This is a genomic window from Streptomyces sp. NPDC005799 (assembly GCF_040630525.1).
In the GTDB taxonomy this organism is placed as follows: Bacteria; Actinomycetota; Actinomycetes; order Streptomycetales; family Streptomycetaceae; genus Streptomyces; species Streptomyces griseorubiginosus_B.
Window position 1 is genome coordinate 91418 of the sequence record NZ_JBEXXQ010000009.1, and the last position, 15981, is coordinate 107398.

General features: G+C 70.8%; 14 protein-coding genes. 2 read left to right on the plus strand and 12 right to left on the minus strand.

The window, feature by feature from the left end:
* Nucleotides 1–23: 23 nt before the first annotated feature.
* The 5 genes from ABZ453_RS11395 to ABZ453_RS11415 form a co-directional block, all read right to left on the minus strand.
* Entirely contained in the window at nucleotides 24–431 is a 408-nt protein-coding gene (locus ABZ453_RS11395) for a VOC family protein (protein WP_356949461.1), read from the minus strand.
* Between the two features lie 100 nt (nucleotides 432–531).
* The gene (locus tag ABZ453_RS11400) at nucleotides 532–1902 is read right to left on the minus strand and encodes a hypothetical protein (protein ID WP_359013905.1); all 1371 of its coding nucleotides are present in this window, start codon (nucleotides 1900–1902) and stop codon (nucleotides 532–534) included.
* On the minus strand, nucleotides 1884–2684 hold the full coding sequence (locus ABZ453_RS11405; protein ID WP_359013907.1) for an ATP-binding cassette domain-containing protein: 801 nt from the start codon (nucleotides 2682–2684) through the stop codon (nucleotides 1884–1886). Before ABZ453_RS11405 ends, ABZ453_RS11400 begins: the two co-directional genes overlap by 19 nt.
* Before the next feature lie 191 nt (nucleotides 2685–2875).
* Complete coding sequence (locus tag ABZ453_RS11410; protein ID WP_359013908.1) at nucleotides 2876–4258, minus strand: aspartate aminotransferase family protein; 1383 nt, start codon at nucleotides 4256–4258, stop codon at nucleotides 2876–2878.
* Nucleotides 4243–4761 (minus strand): Lrp/AsnC family transcriptional regulator, encoded by a 519-nt coding sequence (locus ABZ453_RS11415; protein ID WP_359013910.1) that lies wholly within the window; start codon nucleotides 4759–4761, stop codon nucleotides 4243–4245. Before ABZ453_RS11415 ends, ABZ453_RS11410 begins: the two co-directional genes overlap by 16 nt.
* Nucleotides 4762–4924: 163 nt before the next feature.
* On the opposite strand from ABZ453_RS11415, the gene ABZ453_RS11420 reads away from it, so the two are divergent.
* A complete protein-coding gene (locus ABZ453_RS11420; protein ID WP_359013912.1) occupies nucleotides 4925–6364 on the plus strand; it encodes a gamma-aminobutyraldehyde dehydrogenase in 1440 nt (479 codons plus the stop codon).
* A gap of 109 nt (nucleotides 6365–6473) precedes the next feature.
* Nucleotides 6474–7649: a spermidine/putrescine ABC transporter substrate-binding protein gene (locus ABZ453_RS11425; RefSeq protein ID WP_359013914.1), complete on the plus strand. Its 1176-nt coding sequence runs from the start codon at nucleotides 6474–6476 to the stop codon at nucleotides 7647–7649.
* 26 nt (nucleotides 7650–7675) lie between these two features.
* Here the strand turns inward: ABZ453_RS11425 and ABZ453_RS11430 are convergent, their stop codons facing one another.
* From ABZ453_RS11430 to ABZ453_RS11460, 7 genes are all read right to left on the minus strand, one after another.
* Nucleotides 7676–8347 (minus strand): TMEM175 family protein, encoded by a 672-nt coding sequence (locus ABZ453_RS11430; protein WP_359013916.1) that lies wholly within the window; start codon nucleotides 8345–8347, stop codon nucleotides 7676–7678.
* A 171-nt stretch (nucleotides 8348–8518) separates the two neighbouring features.
* Entirely contained in the window at nucleotides 8519–9859 is a 1341-nt protein-coding gene (locus ABZ453_RS11435; protein ID WP_359014072.1) for a zinc ribbon domain-containing protein, read from the minus strand.
* Between the two features lie 491 nt (nucleotides 9860–10350).
* Entirely contained in the window at nucleotides 10351–10917 is a 567-nt protein-coding gene (locus tag ABZ453_RS11440) for a phage tail protein (RefSeq protein WP_133047364.1), read from the minus strand.
* Nucleotides 10914–12875 carry a putative baseplate assembly protein gene (locus tag ABZ453_RS11445; protein WP_359013918.1) on the minus strand — a complete coding sequence of 654 codons (1962 nt, stop codon included), beginning with the start codon at nucleotides 12873–12875 and terminating at the stop codon, nucleotides 10914–10916. The genes ABZ453_RS11440 and ABZ453_RS11445 overlap by 4 nt, the downstream gene beginning before the upstream one ends.
* The gene (locus ABZ453_RS11450) at nucleotides 12875–13318 is read right to left on the minus strand and encodes a GPW/gp25 family protein (RefSeq protein WP_133047366.1); all 444 of its coding nucleotides are present in this window, start codon (nucleotides 13316–13318) and stop codon (nucleotides 12875–12877) included. The genes ABZ453_RS11445 and ABZ453_RS11450 overlap by 1 nt, the downstream gene beginning before the upstream one ends.
* A gap of 31 nt (nucleotides 13319–13349) precedes the next feature.
* Entirely contained in the window at nucleotides 13350–15242 is a 1893-nt protein-coding gene (locus ABZ453_RS11455; protein WP_359013920.1) for a VgrG-related protein, read from the minus strand.
* Nucleotides 15242–15967 (minus strand): LysM peptidoglycan-binding domain-containing protein, encoded by a 726-nt coding sequence (locus ABZ453_RS11460; RefSeq protein ID WP_133047368.1) that lies wholly within the window; start codon nucleotides 15965–15967, stop codon nucleotides 15242–15244. Before ABZ453_RS11460 ends, ABZ453_RS11455 begins: the two co-directional genes overlap by 1 nt.
* Nucleotides 15968–15981: the final 14 nt, after the last annotated feature.

Genomic DNA, 15981 nt, shown 5'->3' on the forward strand with positions numbered 1-15981 from the left:
CCCATGCTAGGCACCCCGCGGGTTCAGCTCTGGACCGCAGCCGGGTCCATCCACACGACCTCCCAGGAGTGGCCGTCGAGGTCGTCGAAGGAGCGGCCGTACATGTAACCGTGGTCCTGGACGTCGTCGTTGGCCCTGCCGCCCGCGGCGACGGCCTTCTCGACCAGCTCGTCGACCTTCTCGCGGCTCTCGGCGCTCAGACAGATCAGCACCTCGCTGGTCCGCGTCGAGTCCGCGATCTCCTTCTTGGTGAAATCGGCGTAGCGCTGCTTGCTGAGCAGCATCGTCACGATGGTGTCGCTGATCACGACGCAGGCGCAGTCGTCGCCGCTGAACTGGGGGTTGATCGTGTAGCCGAGCTCCGTGAAGAACTTCTTCGACGCGTCGACGTCGTCGGTGGCCAGGTTCACGAAGATCATCTGCTGGTACATGCCGGGCTCTCCCATCGGGCGGGGTGTGCTGTTCGGTGGGGTAGACCATGGGCGCCGGCGGAACTCATCGGTGGCCGGGAGATGTGTTTCCCGGGAGCGCTCAGCGGGTGAGGGGGAGCGCCGCGAGTTCGGCCACCAGCAGGGTCAGCGGGGTGAAGAGGGTCAGCAGGGCGGCGGCGCGCAGGGCGGCGGCGGTGCGGAGCATCGTGGCCGGGGCGCCGAGGCGGACCAGGGCCGCCGTGGTGTCGGCCCGGGCCTGTCTGGCCTCCACGGCGGCCGTCAGGAGGGTGGCGAGGGTGCAGCCGGTGACCAGCAGGGTGCCGAGGGTGGCGAGGGGCCCGAAGGAGGGCTCCGAGGGGTCGTAGAGCGTGGTCATGGCGTACGCGGCGGAGGCGACGGCGCAGACGATGCCGAGGGGGCGGCCGATGCGGGTGGCCTCCTCCATGAGGACGCGGCCCGCCAGGAGGCGCAGGGCGCCGGGGCCGGCGGACTGGAGCAGGCGGCCGGTGAGATGGGTGAGGGCAGGGGCGGCGAGGGCCAGACCGAGGACGGTCAGGGCGAGGCCGACGAGGACGGCGGGGGTGGCGGTGGTGAGGCCGCCGGGGAGTTCGACGGTCCGGTTCCGGGTCGTGAGGCTCGCGTAGGCCTCCACCGCGACGCCTGCGGCGAGGGTCGCGATGCCCCAGGGGAGGCCGGAGGGAGCGGTGCGGGGGGCCGGGGGCCGGGTGGGGTCCTGGCCCGGCGGGGGCATGTCCGTGACGGGTGGCGTTTCGCCCGTGTGCGCCGGTGCGACGCCCTCCGCGCCGCGCCCGTCCATGGGCGGACGTGCCGCGGGGCGGCCCCCGCGGAGGCGGGCGCCGAAGCGGCCGTACGCCACGAACCTCTCCCGTGCGGCCGATCTGCCGTAGGCGCCGAAGCGGCCGTACGGGCGGGCCGTGCCGCGCGCGGCGCCCGGCCGCGCGTCACGGGGGCGCAGGACGAGCGCCACCGCCGCCGACGCCAGCGCCGGGACCAGGGACAGGAGCGTCACGGACGCCGGGAGGGGCAACGGCTTGTCTGCCGCCAGCGCGTCCGCTGCCGCGCCGTCGAAGGGAATGCCCGTCAGGTCACCCCGCAGATGCAGGAAGAGCAGGAGCGCCAGCAGGGAGCCCAGGGTGGTGGACAGGGCCGTCGTCGTGGCCGCGATGGTCATCAGACGGGCCGGGCCCAGGCCGATGGAGGACAGGCCCGGGCGGGGCTTCGCGGCCGGGTCGGTACGGGAGACCGCCACCGCCAGATGGACCGTGGCCGCCAGTGGCGTCAGACACCAGGCCAGGCGGAGGGCCGAGACGGACGGGGAGTCGGGGTGGCTCAGGGCGTGGCCGAGGCTGCACAGGAGCAGGAAGCCGGTGCCGCCCGAGGCCAGGGTCACCAGCAGCCGGCGCAGATGGACGGCCGGACGGGCGGTGCGGGTCAGACGGAGAGCGAGCACGCGGCCCCCTGGCCTTCGGACCCGGTCCCCCGGCCGCCCGGCCCGCTCCGTCGGCTCTCCGGGCCCCGCGCCTCCGCCTCCGCCATCGGCGGGAGGTGGACCGTGGTCACGCGACGGCCGTCCAGCAGGGGCACCGTGCGATCGGCGAGAGCCGCCGTCTCCGCGTCGTGGGTCGCCAGGACCACCGTGATGCCGTGCGAGCGGGCCGCGGTGGTCAGGGTCCGCAGGACGTGCGCCCGGTCCGCGCGGTGCAGCGGGGCCGTCGGCTCGTCGGCGAACAGGACCGTCGGCGCGGGGGCCAGGGCGCGGGCGATCGAGACGCGCTGGCGTTCCGCCTGGGTCAGTTCGTGCGGACGGTGGCGGGAGCGGTCGCCGACGTCGAGGCGTTCCAGCCATTCCAGCGCGGCCGTCCTGGCCCGGCGGCGGCTCGTGCCGCGCAGCATCAGGGGAAGTGCCGCGTTCTCCCAGACGTTGAGCTCGGGGACCAGGACCGGCGCCGGGTCGATCCAGCCGAACCGGTCGCGGCGCAGCCGTTCCCGGGTCAGCGGGCCCATCGTGTGGACGGGCACGCTGTTGAACCAGACTTCGCCGCGCTGGGCCGCCACCAGTCCGGACAGACAGCGCAGCAGGGTCGTCTTGCCGCTGCCGCGCGGCCCGCTGATGGCGAGGATCTCGCCCTCCTGGACGCCGATGGAGACGCCGAGAAGCGCGGGCGAGCCGTCGCTGTGCTGGAAGTGCAGGGTGCGTGCCCAGAGCACGTCGTTGTCCGGCGGGGCCACCATGGGCGTACACCTCGAGTCAGATCCGTTTTTGCCGTGCCGATCCCCCGTGCGGGGGAACGAAGGCAGGGCCGATCGGTCACTCGCACGCTAGGCAGGCACCGCCCGGAGGACGGACAGCACACGGCCCCGGGCGCCCGTTTCTCACTCGAACGGGCGGCACCGGGGCCGTTGTTGATCACAGAGTCAGCTCATCAGAGCTTCGTCCACGCCTCCGTCAGCGTCGCGCGCAGGATCTGCTCGATCTCGTCGAACGTGTCCTGGTTGGAGATCAGCGGCGGAGCGAGCTGGACGACCGGGTCGCCGCGGTCGTCGGCACGGCAGTACAGGCCGTTGTCGAAGAGGGCCTTGGAGAGGAAGCCGTACAGGACGCGCTCGGTCTCCTCGTCGTTGAAGGACTCCTTAGTGGCCTTGTCCTTCACCAGCTCGATGCCGTAGAAGAAGCCGTTGCCGCGGACGTCGCCGACGATCGGCAGGTCGTGCAGCTTCTGCAGGGTGGACAGGAAGGCGCCCTCGTTGTCCAGCACGTGCTGGTTGAGGCCCTCGCGCTCGAAGAGGTCGAGGTTGGCCAGGCCCACCGCGGCGGAGACCGGGTGGCCGCCGAAGGTGTAGCCGTGCAGGAAGGTGTTGTCGCCCTTGTAGAAGGGTTCGGCGAGGCGGTCGGAGATGATGCAGGCGCCGATCGGGGAGTAGCCCGAGGTCATGCCCTTGGCGCAGGTGATCATGTCCGGGACGTAGCCGAACTTGTCGCAGGCGAACATCGTGCCGAGGCGGCCGAAGGCGCAGATGACCTCGTCCGACACGAGGAGCACGTCGTACTGGTCGCAGATCTCGCGCACCCGCTGGAAGTAGCCGGGCGGGGGCGGGAAGCAGCCGCCGGCGTTCTGGACCGGCTCCAGGAAGACCGCGGCGACCGTGTCCGGGCCCTCGAAGAGGATCTGCTGCTCGATCTGGTCGGCGGCCCAGCGGCCGAAGGCCTCGGGGTCGTCGCCGAAGAGCGGGGCGCGGTAGATGTTGGTGTTCGGCACCTTGTGCGCGCCCGGGACCAGCGGCTCGAACGGCGCCTTCAGGCCGGGCAGGCCCGTGATGGACAGGGCGCCCTGCGGGGTGCCGTGGTAAGCGACCGCGCGGGAGATGACCTTGTACTTGGTGGGCTTGCCGACCAGCTTGAAGTACTGCTTGGCCAGCTTCCAGGCGGTCTCGACCGCCTCGCCGCCGCCGGTGGTGAAGAAGACCTTGTTCAGGTCGCCCGGGGCGTGGTCGGCCAGCCGCTCGGCCAGCTCCACGGCCTTGGGGTGGGCGTAGGACCAGACCGGGAAGAACGCCAGCTCCTGGGCCTGCTTGAAGGCGGTCTCGGCGAGTTCCGTGCGGCCGTGACCGGCCTGGACCACGAACAGACCGGCGAGACCGTCGAGGTAGCGCTTGCCCTTGTCGTCGTAGATGTAGGTGCCCTCGCCGCGCACGATCGTCGGGACGGGGGAGTTCTCGTACGAGGACATGCGGGTGAAGTGCATCCACAGGTGGTCGTACGCGGTCTTGCTGAGGTCCTTCTGGCTCACGGTTATCGGGTTCCCCACATGTAGGTCTGCTTCTTGAGCTTGAGGTAGACGAAGCTCTCGGTGGAGCGCACGCCGGGCAGTGACCGGATGCGTTTGTTGATGACGTCCAGCAGGTGGTCGTCGTCCTCGCAGACGATCTCGGCGAGGATGTCGAACGAGCCCGCGGTCATCACCACGTACTCGACTTCCGACATGTCAGTCAGCGCTTCGGCGATCTTCTCGACATCGCCCTCGACGTTGATCCCGACCATCGCCTGCCGGCGGAAGCCCACGGTGAGCGGGTCCGTGACGGCGACGATCTGCATCACGCCCTGGTCGAGCAGCTTCTGCACGCGCTGGCGCACGGCCGCCTCGGACAGGCCCACGGCCTTGCCGATCGCGGCGTACGGACGCCTGCCGTCCTCCTGGAGCTGCTCGATGATGGCGAGGGAGACGGCATCCAGATGGGGAGTGCCGTTCCTGGACTCGCGGGAGGAGTCCCTTTGCTCTGCGCTTCGACTGGCCACGAGGTCACTGTGCACGACGTCTCGACAGTTCCGCAAGCCATGAACAATGAAATTCGTTGTTTACGTGACTGAGATCTGCGGAATTCGCAGGATCGGTGGGAGTGGGGGTGTTGAAAACGTGGGCTCGCGGATTAGGGTGGTGTCTCAGGTAATGGACACCGAACTTGGAGGGCCGGCAGTGAGCACCGAGCTGCGTCGTCTGCGCAACTACATCGACGGTGAGTTCCGGGACGCCGCCGACGGACGGACCACCGAGGTGGTCAACCCCGTGACGGGCAAGGCCTACGCGACCGCGCCGCTGTCCGGTCAGGCGGACGTCGACGCCGCGATGGCGGCCGCCGCCGCGGCCTTCCCGGCCTGGCGCGACACGACCCCTGCCGAGCGGCAGAAGCACCTGCTGAAGATCGCCGACGCCTTCGAGGAGCGCGCCGAGGAACTCATCGCGGCCGAGGTCGAGAACACGGGCAAGCCGATCGGGCTCACGCGGTCCGAGGAGATCCCGCCCATGGTCGACCAGATCCGCTTCTTCGCGGGCGCGGCCCGGATGCTGGAGGGCCGCTCGGCCGGCGAGTACATGGAGGGGCTCACCTCGATCGTCCGCCGTGAGCCGGTCGGCGTCTGCGCGCAGGTCGCGCCGTGGAACTACCCGATGATGATGGCCGTGTGGAAGTTCGCGCCGGCGATCGCGGCCGGCAACACGGTGGTGCTGAAGCCCTCCGACACCACGCCCGCCTCGACCGTGCTGATCGCGGAGATCATCGGGGAGATCCTGCCGAAGGGCGTCTTCAACGTCATCACCGGTGACCGGGAGACGGGCCGGCTGATGGTCGAGCACCCGACCCCCGCGATGGCCTCCATCACCGGGTCGGTGCGCGCCGGTATGCAGGTCGCCGAGTCCGCGTCCAAGGACCTGAAGCGGGTCCACCTGGAGCTGGGCGGCAAGGCGCCCGTCGTCGTCTTCGAGGACACGGACATCGCCAAGGCCGTGGAGGACATCTCCGTGGCCGGGTTCTTCAACGCCGGACAGGACTGTACGGCGGCCACGCGCGTCCTCGTGCACGAGTCCATCCACGACGAGTTCGTCGCGGCGCTCGCGAAGGCGGCCGGCGAGACGAAGACCGGGCAGCCGGACGACGAGGACGTGCTCTTCGGTCCGCTGAACAACCCCAACCAGCTCAAGCAGGTGACCGGATTCATCGAGCGGCTGCCCGCGCACGCCAAGGTCGAGACCGGTGGCCACCAGGTCGGTGACAAGGGCTACTTCTACGCGCCGACCGTCGTCTCCGGACTCAAGCAGGACGACGAGATCATCCAGAAGGAGGTCTTCGGACCGGTCATCACCGTCCAGTCCTTCCGGGACGAGGACCAGGCCGTGGAGTGGGCCAACGGCGTCGAGTACGCCCTCGCCTCCTCGGTGTGGACCAAGGACCACGGGCGGGCCATGCGGATGTCGAAGAAGCTGGACTTCGGATGCGTGTGGATCAACACGCACATCCCGCTGGTCGCGGAGATGCCCCACGGCGGCTTCAAGAAGTCGGGCTACGGCAAGGACCTGTCGGGCTACGGCTTCGAGGACTACACGCGGATCAAGCACGTGATGACGTCGCTGGAGGCGTGAGGTACGGACACCCGGGGACCGGACATCGACAAGGTGTCCGGTCCCGGCGCCTCGCTCCTTGACGCGGCGTCGATTGTCGTCGCGCGGGCGGGGGCGGGATGCTGCGCCCATGCCCCTGACGCCGAAGAACCTTTCGCTTCCCCGTCGTTCACTGCTGCTCGCGCTCCTCGGCTCAGTGGCCGGCTGCGGAGTGCCCGCGGCCTATGTGCGGCCCGGTGAGCGCGCCGTCGCGGATCTGTCGGCCCGTCAGAGGAGACTGACGTGGGCGAACTGGCCGCTGTACATCGACGTCGACGACGCCGACCCGAACCGGCGGCCCACGCTCGACGCCTTCGAGAAGCGCACCGGGATCTCCGTCAAGTACACCGAGGAGATCAACGACAACGACGAGTTCTTCGGCAAGATCAGCCCGGCGCTGATGAACCACCAGCAGACCGGACGGGACCTGATCGTCATGTCCGACTGGATGTGCGCGCGGTTCGTCCGGCTGGGGTGGGTCCAGCAGATGGACCGGGCCCGCCAGCCCAACGTGGCCAAGTACCTTGACCCGCAGTTGAGTTCCCCCGCCTTCGACCCGGGCCGCAGGTACACCGTGCCGTGGCAGTCGGGGATCACCGGCATCGCGTACAACCACCGGAAGCTCGGCCGGGAGGTCCGTCATGTCTCCGACCTGTGGGCGAAGGACCTCAAGGGCCGGGTGACCCTCCTCTCCGGTCTGGACGAGGCGTTCGCGCTGCTGATGCAGGGCAACGGCGTCGACATCACCCGGTGGACCGCCGCCGACTTCCACACGGTGTGCGACCAGGTGGAGAAGTACGTCAGCGACGGCCAGATCCGCCGCTTCACCGGCAACGACTACACGAAGGACCTGGTGACCGGTGACGTCCTCGCCTGTCAGGCCTACTCCGGTGACGTCATCCAACTCCAGGCCGACAACCCCGACATCCGTTTCGTCGTCCCCGAGGAGGGCGCCGAGCTGTGGTCGGACTCCCTGATGATCCCCGACCGCGCCCTGCACAAGCGCAACGCGGAACGGCTCGTCGACTACTACTACGACCCCGGGACCGCCGCCGAACTCGCCGCCTGGGTCAACTACGTCTGCCCCGTCCCGGCCGCCCGTGAGGTCCTGGCCTCCGCCAAGGACAAGGACACCGCCGCCCTCGCCGGGAACCCGCTGATCTTCCCCGACGCCAAGATGCGCCAACGGCTGGTGATCGCACGGGACATCACGTCGAGGGAGCGGGTGGAGTTCGCGAGGCGGTGGAACGCGATCGTGGGGTTGTAGGTGCCACGGCACTCCCGGTAGCGCGCTTATCCGGCGGTCGTGCCCTTGATCCGGCGTCCGAGGCGGTCCAGGGCCAGTCTGGTCAGGGGGAGCAGGCACCAGGACAGGGACGCCCAGTGCGTGGCCAGGGCGAGAGGTATCGACAGCGTGAAGGTCGTGATCATCGCGGTCACCCAGATCAGGGTGTCCTCGACGGCCCCGGGCGGGGTGTCGGCGCGCAGCAGTCCGGACCTGCGCAGGTCCGCGAAGGCCAGCCGGAAGGACAGGCCGGTCAGGACCTGGACCGCCGCGTAGGTGATGAACTGGATCCGGAACGCGTCGGCTTCGCTGGTCAGCAGCTTCGTCGTGAACGGTGTGACGACGATCGTGAGCAGCCAGAGCAGGTTCCAGCGGATGACGCTGCCCGTCAGGCCGGTCGCGTACCGGAAGAGGCGCTGGTGGACCATCCAGTGGACGGCGATGGCCGAGAAACTGACGAGGAACGCGACGTACTCCGTCAGGTGTTCGCGCAGGAAGTGCAGTACGCCGCTGTCGCCGTGGGCGTCGCCGCCGGGCACCGGCAGCTCCAGCGCCAGCAGGGTGATGGCGATGGCCACCACCGCGTCGGAGAAGTAGATCAATCGCTCCGGGCTGACCGGCACGGGCGCGGCAGTCGGTTGGTGCGGCTCGGCGGCGGTCTGCGCCATGGCCTCGGCCATTCGTCGTTTCCTTCTGGTGCGGACAAGAAGCTGCTGACACTCCATTATTGGACGGTCCGATTATGACCGGTCAGGTTCGGAGTGTCTATCCGTGAGTGGCCCGCACACGACGGCGCCCCGGTGGCCGGCGTCTGTCGCCGGCCACCGGGGCGCGCCCGGTTGTGCGTGTGGTCAGGAGGAGTTGGCGTTGGACGGGCCGTAGAACTCGATCTCGGCGATCGCGACCTGCTTGCTGGCGTCCGTGCCGTAGGCCGACTCGATGGTGAAGCGGACCGCGGTGACCTCGCCGACGCGGAAGGGCTCGCGCTGGCTGCCCGGGCCTTGGTCGAGGACGAGTTGACGGGTGGTCTTCTTGCCGTTGGCCAGGGTGACGGTGGCCTCGATGCGGTGCGGGCGGGCCGACTGCTGGAGCTGGTCGGCGCGGGTGGAGACGCCGGGGGTGATCCGCAGGTCCAGCAGACGGGTCGGCTCGTTGAACTTCGCCTCGATCCACTGGCCCTGGCCCGAGTCCGACACACCCGGACCCCACCAGGTGTTGTTGAACTTGTCGAAGGCCAGGTCGGGCTTGTGGCCCGGGTAGGAGCGGGAGGCGCTGTAGCTGTCCGGGTCCACCGGGGCGCGCTTGGAGAAGTGGTCCCGGGTCGCCTGGATGCCCTGGGGGAGGTTGACGGCGCCCACGATCAGCAGGGTCAGTACGACCGCCGCGCCCAGCCAGGTCAGTACGCGGTCGAAGGCGCGGCGCAGCCGGGGGCGGTCGCCGGCCCACGGGGTCTCGCGGTTGCCTGCCCCGAACAGCCGCCGCCACCAGGGCAGTCGGCCGGGGGACTGGGCCTCGCCGGTCATCGGCATCGCGCAGCGCGTGCAGAAGTGCCGGTCGGGGCGGTTACGGGTGCCGCACCAGGGACACGGGGTGCCGCCGTCCGCGCCGAGTTCCTCACCGGGGGCCCGTACGACCTGCGGCCGCTGGGGGACGGGGCGGCCGGGGAGGACGGGGGCGACGGAGGGGGCCGCCGCGGGGCGGGGCTCCGGGTCGGCCACGGGGACGAGGAGTTGGCGGGCGCGGTCGGTGAGGCCGCTCGGATCGGAGGGAGCCTGGGGCGGGGCGGACGCTGGGGTGGACGCGACCTCGGGGAGGGGCGTCGTGACGGCCGCCGCGGGGACCGGTTCGGTGGGGGCTGTGTCGTCCATGGGCGGGGTGGGGTTCGAAGAGGCGCTCGGGGAGGGCGAGTTCGGTGCGGCGGCGGGCGCCGGTGCGGCGGCCGGGGTGGCGGGATCGCCGTCGGTGGGGTCGCTACCGGGTGCGGCTCGGTCAACGTCGGTGGCGGTACCGGAGACCAAGAGGTCCCTGGGGGTACGGGCCAGACCGGCGCCGCCGTCCGGCCGCGAGAAGGCGTCCCAGCCGGGGCCGTGGTCGGAGGCGGCGGAGGAGGACGGACCGGCCGCCGCCGAGGTGGCCGAAGGGGCGGTCGTGCCGGATCCCGCCGCCGAGGCCGAGGCGGGGGCGTCCCCCAGCCCACCGCGGTCCGAGGGCTCACCGGAGACCCCGGTGCCCGCGGCAGAGCCGTCCGCACGACCGACCCCGCCACCGTCCGTCCGCCCGAAGGCCTCCCCCGCGCCACCGGCGGCGGCGTCCGCGCCGGGGGTGCGGTGGGCGGCGCCGCCGGATCCGCCGATCGCGCTGCCCGATGCGCTGCTCGCGTCAGCCGTAGCGCCGAACCGGCTGCCGGAGGCGCCGTCCCCGTTGCTCGCGTGGGTCCTGCCGCTGGTGCTGCCGCTCGCTTCGGTCCTGCTGCTCGTGTCCGTCAACACGCCGTCGGAAGCCTCACGTCGGCCCGCCGTGCCGTCGGCTTCGTTGCTCGGGTCGGACGTGGGGTCCGCGGCCGTCGACGGGCGGTTGCTTCTTGGCTCGCGGTCCTTCCAGCTGAGCACCGCGCCGCAGGCGTCGCAGAATGACTGGCCCGGTTCCGCGCGGGTGCCGCATTCGGCGCAGTTCTGGGTGGTCGTCATGGGGACGGGGTCCTTTCGGCGGGAGCGGTGGCGGTCACCTGGACCGTGTACGGCATATGGGCGGGGCGGGCGGTCGCCACGAGCGTGTCCAGGCGGTGGTGGTCCGCCGGGGTGGGTGCGGGGAGGCGGAGGTGGACGTGGAGACGGGGGCGGGGAGTGCCGGGGAACGGGCCGAGCGGGCGGGCGCTCCAGGACGCGCCGCCGCTCTCCGTGATCTCCGGTTCGACGCCGAACGCCAGCCGCACGGCCTCCGCCAGCCCGCGCCGCGTGCCACGGATGCGGTGGAGATACGCCGCCGCGGCCACGGCCGCCCGCAGCAGCGGCTCCGGTTCGCCGCCGTCCGTCTCCGCGCCCACCCAACTCCCCAGCCACTGGACGAAGTCGAGCGGGGCGAGGGACGGCCGGAAGTAGGTGTCGAGGCAGTCCAGCACGCTGTGGATCGGCGCGACCGTCTCGTCGAGCCCCGCGACGAACCGCTGGGCGAGATCGTCGTCCGCGAAGACGGCCGGCAGCATCATGCCGATCGGCGCGGAGGAGCCGAGACCGTCGATGGACCCCCTCATGCGCTGTCCCCGATCACCCGGACGCGGTGGTCGAACGAGAAGACCAGCGACGGCGCCGAGAGGTCGATGCGGTCCGTCGCCTCGCCCCGTTTGCCGGTCAACGGGTCCGCCGGGTGCAGGACCACCTCGTCGACCAGCTCCACCCCGGGCACCCGTTGCAGCACCGCGAACACCTCACCGGCCTGGACGGGGCGGCCGAACGGCCACCCCGTGCCGTTCGCGCCCCCGGTCAGCGGATCCAGGTGCCGGTACAGCGCGTCATGGGCCTCGCGCCGCACCTTGTCCGTGTCGACGCCCCGGAAGGCGTGGACGGTGGCGACGACGGTCACGCCCTGGTAGTACGGCGGCCCGACCGCCAACCTGGTCCCGATCAGCCGCCGTTCGTCCAGATGGCGGGTGATCCGGTCCAACAGGGCGTCCCCGGGCACCAGTTGTTCGAAGCGCAGTCTGCCGCCGGGGTCCGGGACGGCCTGCGGGACGACCAACACCCGTACCGCGTAGGCCCCGTGCTCGCCCTCCTCGCCCTCCAGGCAGGTGATGCGCGCGGTCTCCGGGGCGGCGCGGCGGGCCAGCTCCTCGTAGTCCCGCAGGGTCACCGCCCGCTCCTGGGCGCGCAGCGTGATCGGCGCCCGTACCTTCGCCTCCTCGACCGTCTCGCCGTCCACCCCGCCGCGCGCGGCCTCACGGTTGACGACCTCGGAGACGTACGGGATGGAGGTGCGCAGGATCTGCACCGCGCCCCGGGCCACGTTGCCGGCCCGGCCGCCGCCGGTGCGGTACCGGCGGGCGCGGATCGGGGAGCCCTTGGGCGCGACCGTGCCGTACTGCCGCAGCGTGCCGTCCGGTTCGCGCACCGCCGGTCCGAAGGCGATCTCCCCGGTCGTCGCGTCGAGGGTGATGTGCCGGTCGTACGGCCCCGAGCCCGCGAAGTTGGGGACCACCTGCCAGTCGACCCAGCCCTCGTGCTCGGCCGTCTGCAGCAGCACCGGCGGGTCGTCGCCGACCACGGGCGCGTGCATCAGCCGAAGCCGCTGACCGGGCAGACCGGTCGACTCGCCGAGCGCCTCGTCGTACACCGTCTCGGCGTGGACGACACCCGTGGTGCCGCCGACGGTGAAGGCCTCGGCGGCGCGGATGGTGGGCGAGGTGGTGTAGAAGGGCTGGCCGGGCAGCGGCTCGGTGACCCGGCAGCGGATCCAGCCGCCCTCCTGACCGGCGTTGCGGGACAGCACGTGCCCGCCGGGCACGTGCAGGACCACCTCACCGGGACGGTTCAGACCGCCGGTGCCGTCCCGGTCGACCTCGCAGGTCTGCCAGCCGTCCGCGGTCCACGCCTCCCACACCAGCGGCGGCTGCCGCGGGTCCACGCCGACGCCGTCCACCCGGCTGTCCAGGTCCAGCGCGATCGCGCAGTGCGGCACGGCCGCGCTCAGCCCCAGCAGCATGCAGTCACCCGGATCCGGGGACTCCGAGAAGCAGAGCAGATCCTTGTCGTCCTCGGCCAGGTCGTGCGTGCGCTCCACCGCCGCCTCGCCCTTGTGCTGCACCAGCAGATGCCGCAACTCGCACGGGACGACGGTCAGTTCGCGCTCGGTCGCGAAGACCACCGCCTCCTCGCTCTCGGTGCGCATGGTGGCCACCTCGGTGCCCAGCGGCACGGCGATCGACTCCTCCTGGGGCGCCGACAGCCAGAACGTCACGTCCGTGCGCGCGGCCGAGGGCGGGAACAGGGTGATCCCGACCAGGTCCAGGAAGGCCAGATGGTTCTTCTCCGGCACCCGGTTGAGCCGGTAGACGATCTGGTCCGCCATGTGCGCCACCGTCTCGACCAGGGTGACGCCCGGGTCGGAGACGTTGTGGTCGGTCCACTCCGGGGCGCGCTGCTGGATGTAGCGCTTGGCGTCGTCGACGAACTGCTGGAAGCGGCGGTCGTCGAGATTGGGGGAGGGCAGGGCCATCAGCGGTCGCTTTCAGGGGAGTTGCCCGCGCCGGGGCCGGCGTCGGGCTCCTCGTGGGACGGAATGACGTAGAACGGGAAGACCAGGCTGCGCGGGTTGTTGGTGCCGCGGATCGAGTAGCGGACGTCGATGAACAGCACGCTCTGGTCGGCGCCCGCCGTGACCTCGACGTCCTCGACCTCGATACGCGGCTCCCAGCGGTCCAGGCTGACGTGCACCTCGTGCTGGATACGGCCCGCGGTCTGCTCGTTGACCGGCGCGAAGACCAGGTCGTGGATCGCGCAGCCGAAGTCCGGCCGCATGGGCCGTTCGCCCGGCGAGGTCGACAGGACGAGCCGGATCGCCTCCTCGATCTCGCGCTCCCCGCTGACCAGCGCGATCCCGCCGGTCGGCCCGATGCGCAACGGGAACGACCAGCCGGAACCGACGAACTGCTCGGCCATCAGAACTCCACCTGCCTTGCTCGAAAACGGTTCACAGCGGCGCCGGTACGGGGATGGTGGCGCACAGGAACGTGGGGGCCGCGACCGTGAAGTTGGCTCCCTTGACCGTCGTCAGAGGGGAGTTGAGCTGCAGGGTCGTCAGGCCGGTGAGGTTGGTGACGGTGCCCGTCATGTTCAGGGCGCCCGTCGCCGTCAGCCCGATCTCGGGCGCGCGCACGTTGACCATGCTGCCCTGGATGCTCAGCGCGGCGCCGCTCTTGATGGTCAGGTTGCGCCGGGCGCTGAGCGACAGATCGGTACCCGCCTCCACCGAGACCGACCGGCTGCCCTTGATGGTGACCGATCCCTTGCTGTCGATGGTGATCTCGGTCTTCGTCCGGTCCAGGTTGATGGTCAGCTGCTTGTCGCCGGAGATCAGCCGGACCCCCTGTCTGCGCAGGCCGGTCTTCTGGCTGAGCAGGTCCATCCGGTTGCCGTCCCGGTCGGAGACGGTGTGCCGGCTCGCCTTCTTCCGTACGGTGTCGTGAAGAGGCACATCGCTCACCACGGTCGGTTTGTCCCGGCCGTTGTAGAGCCCGCCGATCACGAACGGATGGTCCAGCGCGCCCCGGTCGAAGGCGACCAGCACCTCGTCGTTGACGTCCAGCGGGAAGATCCCGCCCCCGCCGAGGCCGCCCATCTGCACGGTCCGCGTCCAGTCGCTGACGTAGGTGTCGTCCAGCCACGGGAACTGCAGTTTGACCCGACCCTGCTTGAGCGGGTCGTTGACGTCGGTGACCAGCGCGTTGGCCACACTGGGCAGCCGGGGCGCGGTGTCCGCCCCGCCCGAGGCCAGCCCGTACAGCGACCGCCACTGCCGGCCGCTGACCGTCACCCACGACTCGTAGTGCTTGCCGTCCCCGAAGACGTGCCGTACGGACGTCACCGTGTACTTGCCCTCGAACGGCACCCCGACGTCCGCCAGCGCCACCGGAACTCCCGGGCGCAGCTTGGGGTTTCCGCGCGCGACGACCTCCAGCTCGGCGAACGAGCCGGTGACGTCGTCGGCGAGCGCGTCGGCGGCGAACTTCACCTCGTTCTGCTTGTCGTAGGGCGTGCCCGTCTCCACAAGCGTGGCCGACGTGAACTTTCCGGCCGCCGCACCCGGCGAAGTGCCGATGGTGATACCGGGGTTGGAGGAGGCCGGCGAGGTGGCCGTCAGCTTCTTCTTCGTGGTCACGTCCCACCCGCGGGACTCGACCTTGCCCACCTGGTCGGCGGCGGTGACGGCGGCCCGCAGCCGCAGGATGTCGTGCCCGGCCTGCAGGACGAACGGACTCTTGTCGCCGTCGGTGTCCGGAGAGGGCGCCCCGGCGGCCGACTTGGGCCGCACGAACTGGAACTTGCCGTCCGCGTCGACGGACATCACCATCTCGTTCTCGTCCGCGAGCCGGGCGAGGAAGTCCCAGTCGGTCACATTGGACTGGGAGATGAACTCGTACACCGTCTTGGTCGACTCGATCCGCCCGATCGGCACACCGTCCTTGGCGGCCAGCTTGCGGGCGATGTCGGAGGCGCTCTGGTTGCGGTAGGCGGCCACGCGGCGCTGGCGCAGCAGCCGGTGGCCGAGGTCGTAGCCGCGGATGACGGTGTAGGAGCCGGTGCCGTCGTAGTCGGCCTCAAGTCCCGTGACCTCACCGGTCAGCAGCGGATCCCCGGCACCCTCGCCGTCCGCCACGGGCGCGAACACCACCTTGGTGCCGAAGGTGATGTTCAGCTTGCCCAGCAGCAGCCGGTACGGGTCGCGGAAGGTCAGCCGGAACGCGGCCGGTACGCCGACGCCCTGGTCGACGTAACTGTCCACCAGGTCCGGGGCGAACTCGGGCGGCAGCTTGGCGCCGCCGATCTTCACATCGACGACGTTGGAGAAAGCGGACTGCACCATCAGGTACGCACCTCCTCGGCGGCCGGCAGCACCAGTTCGACGCCGGTGCGCAGCTGTTGGGGGTCGTCGATGCCGTTGGCCTCGGCGATGGAACGCCAGGCGGCCGCGTTGCCGTACTCCCGCCAGGCCAGCGACTGCAGGGAGTCGCCCGCCACGACCCGGTGCACGCGCTGCGCGGTGAGCGCGCCGGAGGTCGGGTTCTGCCCCTTGGTCTTGCTGGGGATCTCGTGCAACTGGAGCTTGCAGGTGGCGCGGATGGGCACGCCGGTCGTCGAGAACAGCGTGTAACTGGCCTCGACCGAGCTGACGTACGCCGTGAACCGGGCCGTCGAGAACGACCCCCACTGGAAGACGACCCACGGCGGCGACGGCTGCTTGGCGGCGATGCTCTTGCTCGTCACCTCGCAGCAGGCCAGCAGCGACTCGACCTTCTTCAGCACGGTGTTGCTGGTCGGCTCGTCGGAGGTGTCGAGGAAGATCTCCACACCCATCTCCCGCGGCTCGGCGCCCATGAACTCCGGGAGCGGGCCGTCCCGTTCGATCTGCGCCGGGGTCACCTTCCACTGCGCGCGGCGGGTCAGCGACAGCTGCGCCGGGTTGAAGTCGAAGCCGAATGTCTTGATGATCCCGCCGGGCGTCCTGCTCTTGCCCTTCGGCGGTTCGTGGATCGCGAGCGTGGCGCGTACGAGGCTCTTGCCGGCGCCGCTCTTGCTGCCCTTGGCCATGTCTGCGGTCCCTC